Origin of the sequence: Microcella sp., assembly GCF_033763155.1 — a bacterium.
Classification (GTDB): Bacteria; Actinomycetota; Actinomycetes; order Actinomycetales; family Microbacteriaceae; genus Microcella.
The window spans coordinates 17,042-30,421 of the sequence record NZ_JANRKZ010000076.1; the positions used below are offsets into that span (position 1 = coordinate 17,042).

13 protein-coding genes and 1 tRNA gene are annotated in these 13,380 nt (G+C 65.7%); 6 read left to right on the forward strand and 8 right to left on the reverse strand.

Translation table 11 applies throughout. The features are described 5' to 3' along the window. Window positions 1-31 precede the first annotated feature (31 nt). From SFU54_RS03465 to SFU54_RS03475, 3 genes are all read left to right on the forward strand, one after another. The gene (locus SFU54_RS03465) at window positions 32-772 is read left to right on the forward strand and encodes a hypothetical protein (RefSeq protein WP_319014918.1); all 741 of its coding nucleotides are present in this window, start codon (window positions 32-34) and stop codon (window positions 770-772) included. A gap of 72 nt (window positions 773-844) precedes the next feature. Further along, on the forward strand, window positions 845-1,693 hold the full coding sequence (locus SFU54_RS03470; protein ID WP_319014919.1) for a DUF1684 domain-containing protein: 849 nt from the start codon (window positions 845-847) through the stop codon (window positions 1,691-1,693). 167 nt (window positions 1,694-1,860) lie between these two features. Continuing rightward, window positions 1,861-3,483 carry a bifunctional 3'-5' exonuclease/DNA polymerase gene (locus tag SFU54_RS03475; protein WP_319014920.1) on the forward strand — a complete coding sequence of 541 codons (1,623 nt, stop codon included), beginning with the start codon at window positions 1,861-1,863 and terminating at the stop codon, window positions 3,481-3,483. 3 nt (window positions 3,484-3,486) lie between these two features. On the opposite strand, the gene SFU54_RS03480 is transcribed toward SFU54_RS03475, so the two are convergent. Beyond that, the gene (locus tag SFU54_RS03480) at window positions 3,487-4,041 is read right to left on the reverse strand and encodes a PadR family transcriptional regulator (RefSeq protein WP_319014921.1); all 555 of its coding nucleotides are present in this window, start codon (window positions 4,039-4,041) and stop codon (window positions 3,487-3,489) included. Between the two features lie 224 nt (window positions 4,042-4,265). Here SFU54_RS03480 and SFU54_RS03485 point away from each other — a divergent pair, with 224 nt between their 5' ends. Beyond that, entirely contained in the window at window positions 4,266-4,799 is a 534-nt protein-coding gene (locus SFU54_RS03485) for a DUF3145 domain-containing protein (protein ID WP_319014922.1), read from the forward strand. A gap of 22 nt (window positions 4,800-4,821) precedes the next feature. Here the strand turns inward: SFU54_RS03485 and SFU54_RS03490 are convergent, their stop codons facing one another. From SFU54_RS03490 to aceE, 6 genes are all read right to left on the reverse strand, one after another. Next, on the reverse strand, window positions 4,822-6,057 hold the full coding sequence (locus SFU54_RS03490) for a beta-ketoacyl-[acyl-carrier-protein] synthase family protein (protein WP_319014923.1): 1,236 nt from the start codon (window positions 6,055-6,057) through the stop codon (window positions 4,822-4,824). A 96-nt stretch (window positions 6,058-6,153) separates the two neighbouring features. Next, on the reverse strand, window positions 6,154-6,402 hold the full coding sequence (locus tag SFU54_RS03495) for an acyl carrier protein (RefSeq protein ID WP_319014924.1): 249 nt from the start codon (window positions 6,400-6,402) through the stop codon (window positions 6,154-6,156). Window positions 6,403-6,489: 87 nt separating this feature from the next. Continuing rightward, window positions 6,490-7,500 carry a beta-ketoacyl-ACP synthase III gene (locus SFU54_RS03500; protein WP_319014925.1) on the reverse strand — a complete coding sequence of 337 codons (1,011 nt, stop codon included), beginning with the start codon at window positions 7,498-7,500 and terminating at the stop codon, window positions 6,490-6,492. Further along, on the reverse strand, window positions 7,497-8,411 hold the full coding sequence (locus tag SFU54_RS03505; protein ID WP_319014926.1) for an ACP S-malonyltransferase: 915 nt from the start codon (window positions 8,409-8,411) through the stop codon (window positions 7,497-7,499). Before SFU54_RS03505 ends, SFU54_RS03500 begins: the two co-directional genes overlap by 4 nt. Before the next feature lie 79 nt (window positions 8,412-8,490). Beyond that, window positions 8,491-9,678: a helix-turn-helix domain-containing protein gene (locus SFU54_RS03510; RefSeq protein ID WP_319014931.1), complete on the reverse strand. Its 1,188-nt coding sequence runs from the start codon at window positions 9,676-9,678 to the stop codon at window positions 8,491-8,493. Window positions 9,679-9,745: 67 nt separating this feature from the next. After that, window positions 9,746-12,472, reverse strand: coding sequence for a pyruvate dehydrogenase (acetyl-transferring), homodimeric type (gene aceE / locus SFU54_RS03515; protein ID WP_319014927.1), 2,727 nt, complete (start codon window positions 12,470-12,472; stop codon window positions 9,746-9,748). Window positions 12,473-12,620: 148 nt separating this feature from the next. On the opposite strand from aceE, the gene SFU54_RS03520 reads away from it, so the two are divergent. Both SFU54_RS03520 and SFU54_RS03525 read left to right on the forward strand, forming a co-directional pair. After that, window positions 12,621-13,091: a peroxiredoxin gene (locus SFU54_RS03520; RefSeq protein ID WP_319014928.1), complete on the forward strand. Its 471-nt coding sequence runs from the start codon at window positions 12,621-12,623 to the stop codon at window positions 13,089-13,091. Window positions 13,092-13,122: 31 nt separating this feature from the next. Continuing rightward, window positions 13,123-13,198, forward strand: a tRNA-Val gene (locus SFU54_RS03525). Here SFU54_RS03525 and SFU54_RS11720 read toward each other — a convergent pair. Beyond that, on the reverse strand, window positions 13,155-13,370 hold the full coding sequence (locus SFU54_RS11720) for a helix-turn-helix domain-containing protein (protein ID WP_413466555.1): 216 nt from the start codon (window positions 13,368-13,370) through the stop codon (window positions 13,155-13,157). The genes SFU54_RS03525 and SFU54_RS11720 overlap by 44 nt on opposite strands. Between the last annotated feature and the right edge of the window lie 10 nt (window positions 13,371-13,380).

Genomic DNA, 13,380 nt, shown 5'->3' on the forward strand with positions numbered 1-13,380 from the left:
CACGGCGCCGTGCCAACCGAAGGGAGCCCTCATGCCGACCCCTGCTGTGACACCGGAATCTCGTGAGCGGTTGGGCGCGTTGGGTGCCGTCGCGATTCATTCGGTCATCGCCATCGCTCTCATCTCGGTTTCGGTGAGCCGTGCATCGATCGTGCTTCCGGTAACTCTCTCGCTACCGACAGGTGGGTTGGGCGTCTTCTCGAGCGTTGACCTGGCACTGGCTGCGGCCGTCGTTGTCATCGTCTCTGTCGTTGCGCGAATGGCACTCATTGTGAGTGGAGCGCGCGGGGCCTCTCTCGCTCGTCGACGGGGTGTTCGCTACCTGGAACTTTCGCAGGTGGCCGGCATCACGATCGTTGTGGTGGTGTTGGTCAACGGGGTCACCGAAGCGGGGATTCTGGTCTTGTCGTATGCGATTGCCGCCGCCACGATTGGCTCGCTCTGGATTCAGGGCCGTGGGTCGGCGGCCGATCGCGAAGCGCCGTGGCCCTATAGCGCCAGCGCGGCACTCGCGATCGTGCCATGGGGCGTCGTTGCGCTGTATCAGATCGCCGGAATCGCGCTGGCTGTTCCTCCCGCGCCCATCGTGCGCGTGCTGACGGTGGTGATCTTGGTGCTCGCGATGGCGATGTGGTTGGTCGAGAGGCGGTGGCAACTGGGTACGCTAACTGACGAGCGAACGGATGCCCTGCACACGCTGCTGACAGCCGCCAACGGATTAGCACTGCTCGTGCTCGTCGTCGGCCTCGCGCGGCCGTCGGCGCTGCTGTAGGGCAGCGCCGGTCGGGCCGGGGAATGGCCGCCGCGCAGCCACGGTTGACGCTCGAGAGCACGACACGGCGACATGACCAGAACGGACGAGATGACCGACGCCCCCGCCTCCACCACTCCCGCTGAGCGTTACGCGGTGTTTCGCGAACGCCGGGCACTTGCCGCTGTGCAGCCCCAGGGCCCACTCGCGCTCGTGAATACGCAGTGGGTGGCCGACGAACAAACGGTGTGGGGAGTGCCCGGCAGATGGGCTCCCGCGCCCGCCGGAACGAGCGGACTGCTCGTGACGGCCGAGGCCTCGGAGGGCATCCACGTCGATGGCTCGCTCGTTGACGGCACAGTGCTGGTGCGCGGCAAAGACGATGCCGAGCCCAGTGCCATTGTCTTCAACGACCACACTACGGGCTTCGTCATTGCGGGCGACGATGGACTCTACGCCCTGCGGGTGTGGGATGCGCAGAGCGAAGGAATCCAGAACTTCGGCGGCATCGACGCCTTCGATTACGCGCCGGAGTGGGTCGTGACGGGAACGTTCCGCGAGATCGACGGTGGCACTGTCGTGGGCTTTGAGCACCTCAAAGATGACGGAAAGACGCGGGGCGAGGTGGTGCCCGGCGAGATTCGCTTCACCCACGACGGCGTCGAGTATGACATCGCCGCTTTCAAGTCAGGTCGCGCGCTGCAACTGGTGTTTGCTGACGCCACGAACGGCGACGATACCTACAGCGTCGGCCGATTCCTGTTTCTTGCCCCCAACCCCGACGGCACGATCACGCTCGACTTCAACACGGCGATCTTGCCGCCGTGTGCCTTCAGCTACGCGTTCAACTGCCCGCTGCCGCCCAAACAGAACAGGTTCCCGTTCAGGGTCGAGGCGGGGGAGAAGAACGTTCTGGCGGCGGGCGGCGGTCTGTTGCACTAACGCGCTCACCGCGTATACGTCATCGACGTTATGCCGCATGCGCGGCTTAGTGGGTATGCGCGCAGTGGGGCGATCGAGCGGTTCAGCGCACCGGCGTAATTCTCGTCCGACTGCTAGCTGCTCGTCGTGCGGCGCCGACTGTCGTCGCGCACCGGCAGACTGAATGCATGCACATCGTCGTTGACCGTCGACCTTCGGGGGTCGCGCTCATCGAGGATGACGGAAGCCACGTCGTGGTCGCCCCGCAGAACCTGGCCAGTGCGATTCGCGAGCGGGAGCTCGAACACCCTCGCTGGGTGTGGACCGACACCGCGCAGTGGTACCCCGCGTTGCTTGCTGCCGGCGTGCGCGTGGAGCGCTGTCACGACCTGAAACTTGTCGATGCGCTTGTGGCCGCCATTGAGGGTCATCCCGCCCGACGTGGGTGGGGCAGCGCGCCGGCGCCGCGTCGCACCGACACGCTCTTCGAGCTCGATTCTGAGGTGGATGCTGAACCGACGGTCTCGGCCACCGAGGCATGGGCGCATCAGCGCGCGGCGATCGCGGCGAGCCCTCACCCCGCTCGACTCACTCTGCTCGCGGCTGCGGAATCGGCCGGGGCCCTCACGGCTGTGGAAATGCAGTTTGCCGGCCTTCCGTGGAGCGTCGACGCGCACGATGCTCTGCTCACAGAGTTGCTGGGGCCTCGTCCGGCCGCGGGTGTTCGCCCGGCACAGCTCGATGTGCTCGCGAGGCAGGTCGAGGCGCTATTGGGCGTCGGGCCTGTGCCGATCGACTCTCCCCCCGCCCTCGTGAGCGCGCTGCGCCGCGCGGGCATCGACGTGGCGACGACGCGCTCGAGCGAACTCAAGCGCGTCGATCACCAGGCCATTGAGCCCTTGCTGCACTACAAGTCACTCAGTCGACTCCACACGGCTAACGGCTGGAACTGGCTCGATGAATGGGTGCACGATGGCCGGTTTCGCCCGACCTTTGTGCCGGGAGGCGTCGTCACGGGCCGGTGGGCTTCGGATGGCGGCGGGGCGTTGCAACTGCCGCGCCAAGTGAGGTCTGCCGTGCAGGCCGACGACGGCTGGGCTCTCGTGGTGGCCGATGCGGCTCAGCTTGAGCCGCGCATCCTCGCCGCGCTCTCGGGTGACGCCGCCATGGCTCGAGCTGGCGCGGGAGTCGACCTCTATGCGGGCATTGTCGAGAGCGGCGCCGTGCCGTCGCGCGAGCACGCCAAGGTCGGGATGCTCGGCGCGATGTATGGCGGCACAACGGGAGTGAGCGCTCAGGTGCTGCCGCGACTCGCCCGCTCGTTTCCGCAGGCCATCGGCTTTGTCGAAACGGCCGCTCGCGCGGGGGAGCGCGGCGAGCGGGTGTCGACTCGGCTCGGTCGCACGTCGCCGGCGCCGTCACGATCGTGGCGCGATCGTCAAGAAGTGGCGGCGGTCGACGGCGCAGCCGAGAGCGATGCCCGCGCGGCACGGTCGGCGGCGCGGTCATGGGGCCGCTTCACACGCAACTTTGTCGTGCAAGGAACCGCTGCCGAGTGGGCGCTCGCCTGGATGGCGGGGGTGCGACGACGGCTGTGGGTGGCCGACGGCACACCGCTCACCGCCCAGCCTCATCTCGTGTTTTTTGTGCACGACGAACTGATTGTGCACAGCCCCCGAGACCGGGTTGATGACGTGCGCACGGCGCTCATTGATGCCGCGGCCGACGCGGGGCGCATCATCTTCGGCGACACACCTGTCAGTTTTCCGGTCACCGTGGCGGCGGTGCAGCGATACAGCGACGCCAAGTAACCGTCAGGCCTGTGGATGCACGACATCAGCCGCCCGCCGCCCACGACGGCGCCGATCGGTGCGCAGCCCCCAGGGTTCGAGCTCGGGTAGTGAGTCGAGCCAGGCCAACGCTGCCGACCGCAGCAGCCGTGCGGCGTGCAGCGCTGCCGCTTGTGCTGCCCCGCCCGTTGGGTCAGCAATCTCATCGCTGGCGCCTCGCCGCGGCGTCCAGAGGCGCCGATAGTTGTGCACGAGCACTGACACGTGGTCGCCGGGAAGCGAGAGAGCGAGGAGCACCCGTTCAACCATCTCGTGCCAATCGGCAAGGTCAGGTTCGGTGAGATACATGCGCGCTTCAATCGCCCCCGCGTCGGCGAGGGCATACAGGGGCAGGTTGTCGGGAGTGTTCCCGGCATCTTCAATCAGGGCGTCACGGCGCAGTCGGTCAAGAGTCGAGTAGACCTGACCAACATTGAGGGGTGCGTCACGTCGCGTACGTTCCACGACTTCGGCGTGAAGTTGGTACCCGTAGGCCGGGCCCAGCGTCAACACCGCCAGGAGAGAGTGCCGCAACGTCATGAGTCAAGAGTATGCGCCGTATGCATGCGGAGTGACTAGTCATCCCCAGTGAGTCGTGTCGATGGTGGGCGACTCAAATCACACCGCTGGGATTACCGTCTTGTCATTCGCTTGGCTTCTGCGTCATACTTCTGTCACGCGATAAATCGCGTCAACTCAACACGTCACGCACTCGCTGGTTCAGGTCGATGGGGAAGTCGCATCTGAACGAAACGGAGTGAACAGTGGCTACAGATACTGCGGTCAACAGCACCGCTGCTTCGCCGCGGGCGCGTGGAGTTCTCTTCGTGCACTCGGCGCCGCGCGCATTGAGCCCCCACATTGAGTGGGCGGCAGGCCGCGCGATGGACCGCGCCGTCAGTTTTGACTGGATCGATCAGCCCGTTCTGAAGGGTGCACTGCGCACCGAATTCGTGTGGGAAGGCGAACGAGGCACGGGTGCAAAGATCGCGAGTGCCCTGCGCGGCTGGGAGCACTTGCGCTACGAGGTCACGGAAGACGCGGGCCTCGGCACCGATGGTGGACGGTGGATGCACACGCCCGACCTGGGAATCTACTTTGCCCAGACCGACACGCTCGGAAACACGGTGATCCCCGAAGACCGCATTCGTTACGCCATGGAGGTGGCCGGCTCGAACGCTCTCGAACTGCACCGCGAACTGCGCTTAGCACTGGGGCAGGCGTGGGACGACGAACTCGAGCCGTTCCGGCACGCCGGAGACGGCTCGAGCGTCGTATGGTTGCACCGCGCAGGCTGACGAGTCAGCCCCCTCGCGGCCCTTAGTCGACGGTGCGGAACGCCACGACCGAGTTGTGACCACCGAACCCGAACGAGTTCGAGATCGCAAGAAGTGGCCCGTCTCCGAGCGGGCGCGGGCTCGTGACAACGTCGAGCGGAATGGCCTCGTCTTGATTGTCGAGGTTGATCGTCGGCGGGGCCGTGCGCTCGTGCAGGGCGAGGATCGTAAAGACGGCCTCCAGCGCTCCTGTGCCGCCGAGAAGGTGGCCCGTCGACGCCTTGGTGGCCGAGACCGGGATGCTCTTCACGCGCTCGCCAAACACGCTGTAGAGCGCGTTGTACTCGGCGATGTCGCCGACCGGCGTTGACGTGGCGTGGGCGTTGATGTGCGAGACGTCGTCAGGCGTCGCGCCCGCTTGCGCGAGGGCGGCGAGCACAGCGCGAGCGGCTCCCGAGCCCTCGGGATCAGGAGCGGTGATGTGGTATGAGTCGCTCGTGACCGAACCACCGGCAAGCTCTGCGTAGATGCGGGCACCGCGAGCGAGGGCGTGCTCTTTGGTCTCGAGCACGATCGCAGCCGCGCCTTCGCCCAGCACAAAGCCGTCGCGGTCGACGTCGTACGGCCGCGAGGCAGCGGCGGGGTCGTCGTTGCGCTTCGAGAGCGCTTGCATCGAGGCGAATGCGGCGATCGGCAGCGGGTGCACGACGGCTTCGGTGCCACCGGCGACAACGATGTCAGCCAGGCCGAGCTGAAGGTGCTCGTAAGCGTTGGCGATCGCTTCGGTTCCCGAAGCGCAGGCCGACACGACCGTGCGGGCGCCAGCACGAGCGCCCAGGCCCATGCTGATGGCAGCAGCGGCCGCATTGGGCATGAGCATCGGAATCGTCATGGGGAGCACGCGACGCGGGCCCTTGTCTTTCAGCACGTCCCACGCGTCGAGCAGGGTCCACAGGCCGCCAATGCCGGTGGCGTAGTCAACGAGGATGCGCTCGGGGGCAACATCCGGCGAGCCGGCGTCGGCCCATGCTTCACGAGCAGCAATGAGGGCGAACTGCGCCGAAGGGTCGAGTCGCTTGATTTCTTGGCGCTCAAGCACCTCTTCGGGCCGCACCTTGGCTTCGGCAGCGAAGGTCACGGGAAGTTCGTGACGCTCGACCCAGTCGTGCTCGAGCGTGCGTGTACCGGACTCGCCGCGCAGCAGGGCTTCCCAGCTTTCGCGAGCGGTTCCGCCGATGGGGGAGGTTGCACCGATTCCGGTGACGACGATGGTGGTCATTACGTCAACTCTCTACAGGGGTAGTGGTTCGGCCGTTCAGCGCCGGGGCCGACATGATCGCCGGCCCCGGGCACTGATGGGCATCGTGGGGCGGCGTTACGCCGCGGCGTTCACGATGAAGGTGACGGCGTCGCCGACGGTGTTGAGGTTCTTCACCTCGTCGTCGGGGATCTTCACGTCGAACTTCTCTTCGGCGTTGACGACGATCGTCATCATCGAGATCGAGTCGATGTCGAGGTCGTCGGTAAACGACTTGTCGAGAGCGACCGAGTCGGTGGCGATGCCCGTCTCGTCGTTGATGAGTTCGGCGAGACCTGCGAGAACTTCTTCGGTGGACAGTGCCATGTTTTTTCTCCTTGGGGGTGTCGAATGACCGTGCACAATCCTAGGGCGGTGACGCGTTGCCCGCGGGGATGCCGGGGTCGGGTGGCGTTAGGGAAGGCGAACGACTTGGGCGCCGAAGACGAGGCCAGCGCCAAAGCCAATCTGCAGCGCGAGCCCGCCGCTGAGCTCAGGATGCTCCTCGAGCAGTCGGTGCGTCGCGAGAGGAATCGACGCGGCCGACGTGTTGCCGGTCGTCGCGATGTCACGAGCAACGATGACGCTCTCCGGGAGCTTCAGCTGCTTCGCAAATTCGTCGATGATGCGCATGTTGGCTTGGTGGGGGATGAACGCTGCTAGCTGGTCAGAGGTGACGCCCGCGGCATCCAGAGCCTGCTGCGCCACCTTGGCCATCTCCCACACGGCCCAGCGAAAGACCGTCTGGCCTTCTTGACGCAGAGTCGGAAACTCGCCATCGGGGTCGTCGAACGCCTCTTTGAACGGACGATCCATGCCCACGGCGTCCCACTTTGAGCCGTCTGAGCCCCACACGGTGGCGGCGATGCCGGGCGTGTCACTCGGGCCGACAATCGCGGCGCCCGCGCCGTCGCCGAGCAAGAACGAGATCGTGCGGTCGGTCGGCTTCGCAAAGTCACTGAGCTTCTCAGCGCCCACGACGAGCACATACTCGGCGAGTCCTGCCCGAACGAAGGCATCGGCTTGCGCGATGCCGTACGTGTAGCCCGCACAGGCGGCAGAGACGTCGTAGGCCGGGGCCGGCGTCGCGCCGATGCGGTCGGCAAGCAGTGCCGCGAGCGACGGAGTCTGCACCGAGTTGCTGATGGTCGAGACGATGACCGCGCCAATCTGGCTGGGCGAGATCCCCGCCTTGTCGATGGCTTCGCGCGACGCCGCCTCGGCCAAGTCGATCGCGTGCACGTCGCTCGATGCGCGCTTGCGCGTGATCACTCCCGTGCGCTGACGAATCCACTCGTCGCTCGAATCGATAGGACCCGCGATGTCGTCATTCGTGACCGTGATGTCGCCTCGTGCGGCGCCGACCGCGTAGATGCGGGTGAACGGCACGCCGACCGATTGGTGAAGAGGGGTGGGCTGGGTCATGCGTTCTCCAACATCTCGATGGCGGCCGCGAGGTCGTCGGGGGTCTTGACGGCCACGGTCGGCACGCCCTTCAATGCTCGCTTCGCGAGGCCTACGAGGGCGCCGGCGGGGAGCAGTTCAATCACGCCGGTCACGTCATCGTTCGCAAACGACTGCATGCAGAGGTCCCACCGCACGGGCGACGACACCTGACCGACCAGCAACTCGACGGCCGACGAACCCGACGTGACGGCCGACCCATCGCGGTTGGTGTACAGACGGATGCTCGGATCATGAGCCTCAACGCCAGCAACAGCCGTGCGCAACCGGTCGACCGCGGGCCCCATGTAGTGCGTGTGGAAGGCGCCAGCGACCTGAAGGGGAATCACGCGGGATCCGGCCACAGGCTCGGCCGCGAGCGCCGCCAGCGCGGGCAGTTCGCCAGCGACGACGGTTTGGCCGCCGCCGTTCATGTTGGCGGGTGAGAGCCTCAGTTCGGCCAGGCGTGCGGCAAGCGCATCCTCATCTCCGCCAAGGACGGCGCTCATGCCGGTGGGCACGGCGGCAGCGGCGTCGGCCATGGCGAGACCGCGCTCGCGCACGAGTCGCAGAGCGTCGGCGTCGCTCAGCACGCCCGCGATAGCCGCGGCGGCGAACTCACCGACGGAGTGTCCGGCAACTGCTCCGACGCGCTCGCGACGGCCGTCGAGCAGGGCAGCGGCACTCAGCAGGCTTGCGGCAACGATGAGCGGCTGAGCGATGGCAGTGTCTCGAATGGTGTCGGCGTCCGACACCGTGCCGTGCGCAATGAGGTCAACGCCGGCGGCCTCGGAGTACTGCGCGAGGCGCTCTCGATGGGCGGGGTCGGCAATCCAGGGCTCCAAGAAGCCGGGGGTTTGCGAGCCCTGACCGGGTGCCACGACGACAATCATGAGTTTTATCCTCCCAAGGGGTGGTGCGGGGTGGTGGTAGGGATCTCGTGCACAAACGTACAACGACCTTGTCGAAGGTCTACAGGGACTTCCGTTGCCCGCCCTCGGGTTCAGCGATCGAGCCGACGATCAGGGCGCACTGCAAAATCAGGGCTTCGCGGGCACCGGTGGCATCCCATCCGATGACCTCGCTGATGCGCTTGAGGCGATACCGCACGGTATTGGGGTGCACGAAGAGCTCACGAGCTGTCGCCTCGAGGCTGCGACCGTTGTCGAGATACGACCACAGCGTGAGCAACAGCTCGGGGTTGTGGGCCTTGAGCGGGCGGTAGATGCGATTGATGAGGGTTCCCCGAGCGATGGGGTCACCCGCGAGAGCGCGTTCAGGCAAGAGGTCGTCGGCGAGAGTCGGACGCGGAGCGTTGCGCCACGATTTCGCCACGGCAAACCCGGCCAAAGCAGCCTTGGCGCTCTTGCCTGCTTCGACGACGTCGGCCACCTCGGGCCCCAATACGAGGTTGCCGGGGCCGAACGTGGGCTCGAGCGCTTCGGCGATCTGAGCGAACGTGTGGGTTGGCGCGGGTTGGGGCTGTTCGTCGTCCGTGCGCGGCGTGGCCCGGCCGATCACCACCACGAGTCGGTTGCCTTGCACACCGATGAGAACATCGGCCTCAACGTGGCGAGCCGTGCGGCGAATTTGATCGACATCAACGATGCGGGGGGTTGTGCCGACGAGCACGCAGACCTCGCCATGGCCGTTCCACCCGAGCGCGGCAATCCGGCTGGGCAACTCGTTGTCGTACTCGCCGCTGAGAATGCTGTCGACGACGAGGGCCTCGAGACGGGCATCCCACAGCCCGCGCGCTTCGGCGGCGCGTGCATAGACGTCGGCCGCAGCGAAAGCGATTTCGCGGCTGTAGAGCAGAATGCCGTGCCGCAGGTTCTCGTCGCGATCGCGTACGTGATCTTCGACGACCTCAACGACCACGCGAATGAGCTGCAGTGTCTGCTGGAGGCTCACGGAGCGGAGCAGCTCCCGAGGGGCCGCGCCGAAGACGTCAGCGGCGATCCAGGGTTGCGAGCTCGGGTCGTCGTACCAGCTGATGAAGGAGGTGATGCCCGCTTGCGCGACTAATCCCACGGCCGAGCGTCTGCTGGGCGGCATGGTGCCGTACCACGGCAAGGTGTCATCGAGTCGCTTGAGCGTTGCCGTCGATAGCTCACCAGAAATGTTGCGCAGCCACTGAAGCGTCTGCGCTTTCGTCAGCTCTGCCACCGTGCTCCTTCGGTGAAGCGAGGGGTCCGCGCGTCACCGCGCGGACCCACTCTCGGTGTTAGGACTCTCCGCCGGCCGAGCCGGTCGTGCCGGCCGTCACGTCGTAGAGGCGGTACTTCTCGATCGCCGCAGCGACCGCGCTCGGGTCGACAGCGCCACGCCGTGCCAACTGCTGAAGCGTGCGCACGACGATCGACGGTCCGTCAATGGTGAAGAAGCGGCGTGCCGCCGGTCGCGTGTCGCTAAAGCCGAAGCCGTCGGCGCCGAGCGTTGCGTAGTCACCGGGAACGAACGGTCGAATCTGGTCGGGAACGGCGTGCATGAAGTCGGTGACGGCGATGAACGGGCCCTCGGCTGCCTGCAGCTTGCTCGTGACGTAGGGCACCTTCGGCGGCTCGGTGGGCCGCAAGAAGTTGTGTTCTTCAGCGGCAAGGCCGTCGCGGCGCAATTCGTTCCACGACGTCACGCTCCACACATCTGCAGAGACATTCCAGTCGTCAGCAAGCAATTGCTGCGCCTCGAGCGCCCAGGGCACCGCAACGCCCGACGAGAGAATCTGCGCCTTGGGGCCGAGCGTGGTGCCCGCGTTGAGCAGGTAGATGCCGCGCAACAGGCCGTCGACGTCGAGGTTCTCGGGCTCAGCCGGCTGAACCTGGGGCTCGTTGTAGACCGTCAGGTAGTACATGACATTGGGGTCAGGATGCGCCCCTCCGTACATGCGCTCGAGTCCGGCGCGCATGATGTGCCCGATCTCGTAGCCAAACGCGGGGTCATACGTGATGACCGCGGGGTTCGTGCTCGCGAGCAAGGGCGAGTGGCCATCCGCGTGCTGGAGGCCTTCACCGGTAAGCGTTGTGCGACCGGCGGTGGCGCCGATGATGAAGCCACGCGTCATCTGGTCACCAGCGGCCCAAAAGGCATCGCCCGTGCGCTGGAAGCCGAACATCGAGTAGAAGACGTACACGGGAATGAGCGGCTCGCCGTGCGTCGCGTAGCTCGTACCAACGGCCGTGAACGCCGCGACCGCTCCCGCCTCGTTGATGCCCGTGTGGATGATCTGACCCTGCGGGCTCTCTTTATAGGCGAGCAGCAATTCGCGGTCGACACTCGTGTAGTGCTGACCGTTGGGGTTGTAGATCTTCGAGGTCGGGAAGTAGGCGTCCATGCCGAACGTGCGCGCCTCATCCGGAATGATCGGCACGATGAGGTGGCCGAAATCTTTCGACCGCAGCAGGTCTTTCAGCAAGCGAGCGAAGGCCATGGTCGTGGCGACCTCTTGCTTGCCAGAGCCCTTCTTGACCACGTCGTAGGTGGCCGCATCGGGCAACGAGACCTGCGTGTACTTCGAGCGACGCTCGGGCACATAACCGCCGAGCTCACGGCGACGCTCTTGCAGGTACTCAATCGCCGGGTCGTTCTGGCCGGGGTGGTAGTACGGCGGCTGGTACGGGTTGGCCTCAAGTTCGGCGTCGGTGATGGGAATGCGCATCTCGTCGCGGAACTGCTTGAGGTTCTCGAGCGTGAGCTTCTTCATCTGGTGGGTCGCGTTGCGGCCCTCGAAGCTCGGGCCGAGGCCGTATCCCTTGACCGTCTTGGCCAAGATGACCGTGGGCTGACCCTTGTGTTCGCTTGCGGCCTTGAAAGCGGCGTAGACCTTGCGGTAGTCGTGGCCACCACGACGCAGACCCCAGATCTCGTCGTCGGTGTAGTTGGCGACCATGGCCGCGGTGCGCGGGTCGCGACCGAAGAAGTGTTCACGAATGAACGCTCCCGACTCGGCCTTGTAGGTCTGGTAGTCACCGTCGGGAGTGCGGTTCATGAGGTCGCGCAAGGCGCCTTCGTGGTCTTGCGCGAGCAGGGCATCCCACTCGCGACCCCACACGACCTTGATGACGTTCCAGCCGGCACCGCGGAAGAAGCTTTCGAGCTCCTGGATGATCTTGCCGTTGCCACGCACCGGCCCGTCGAGACGCTGCAGGTTGCAGTTGATCACGAAGTTCAGGTTGTCGAGACCGTCGTTGGCCGCGAGCTGCAGCGCACCGCGGCTCTCGACCTCGTCCATTTCGCCGTCGCCGAGGAAGGCCCACACCTGCGTGTCGTCGGCCTGCGCGATGCCGCGGTTGCTCACGTACTTGTTGAGCTGCGCCTGGTAGATCGCGTTGATAGGACCGATGCCCATCGATACCGTCGGGAACTGCCAGAAGTCGGGCATGAGACGCGGGTGCGGGTAGCTCGAGAGCCCGCCACCGGCGTGGGACTTTTCTTGACGGAAGCCATCGAGTTGCTCGGTCGTCAGTCGACCCTCGAGGAAGGCACGAGCATACATACCGGGCGAGGCGTGGCCCTGGTAGAAGATTTGGTCGCCACCGGTCGGGTGGTCGGCACCGCGGAAGAAGTGGTTGTGTCCTACTTCGTAGAGGGCGGCACTGGATGCGTAGGTCGAGATGTGACCACCAACCGAGATGCCCGGCCGCTGTGCGCGGTGCACGGTAATGGCGGCGTTCCATCGGATCCACGCGCGGTAGCGGCGCTCGAGCTCTTCGTCGCCCGGAAACTCGGGCTCATTCTCGGGAGCGATCGTGTTGAGGTAGTCGGTGGTCGGCACCATCGGCACGCCGAGGTGCAACTCTTTCGAGCGCTTCAGCAAGCTGAGCATGATGTCGCGTCCGCGACCCGCACCCCGCTCGTGGACGACCGCAGTAAGCGACTCGTTCCATTCTGCGGTCTCATCCGGATCGGAATCGACGTGGCTGACCGAGTATGGATCTTGGTCGTTGACCGTCACCCTTGACCTCTTTCTGGTGGTAGACAGAGTGTGTCGGCGCGTTTCGGGCGCCGGGTTGCGGCGTCGTGGAAATCGCACGAGCGCTGTCGAGTCTAGTCACCCCCTCCGCACCCCTCGGTGCGAGAACCATGAGCGCCAGGAGCCAGCCGTGCAGGCAGCCACTCTTCCCGCCCCGGGCGACCTCGCGCCCGACTTCACCTTGCGTGACCAATTCGGCCAGAGTGTTACTCTCAGTGCCCTGCGAGGCGAGACGGCGGTCGCGATCGTGTTCTTTCCCCTCGCCTTCACAGGTACATGCACGGGCGAATTGTGCGAGTTGCGCGACAACCTCGCGATCTTCGAGGCTGCGGGTGTTCGGCTTCTCGCGATCTCCGTCGACTCCACCGCCACGCTGCGAGTGTTTGCCGAGCGCGAGAACTACGACTTCACCTTGCTGGCCGACTTTTGGCCCCACGGCGAGGTGGCTCGGCGCTACGGTGCCTTTCTCGACGAGAAGGGTTTTGCCACGCGGGCCACCGTGCTCGTTGACGCGGCAGGCGTAGTGCGGGCATCCTTCTCGGTCGCACCCGGCGAGGCACGACCGCTGTCGGCATACCGTGAGGCACTGGCCGCACTGTGACCCTCTGCGCGCCGGTACGCTAAGAGAACACGGGCTTTTAGCTCAGTTGGTAGAGCGCCTCGTTTACACCGAGGATGTCGGGGGTTCGAATCCCTCAGGGCCCACCACGCCATCCGTGCGGAAAAGCGCGTCTACGGTCACGCCGAACCGCCCAGCTGCCCACGCAATCTCTGTTGCGCTCCACGGGCGGCGGCCGTTCAGCTTGTGGCTGAGCGACCCGGGCGTGACGCCCATCGCTCGAGCCACCGAAGACTGAGTCTGACGCGCACGCCAGATCAGGAAATCTACG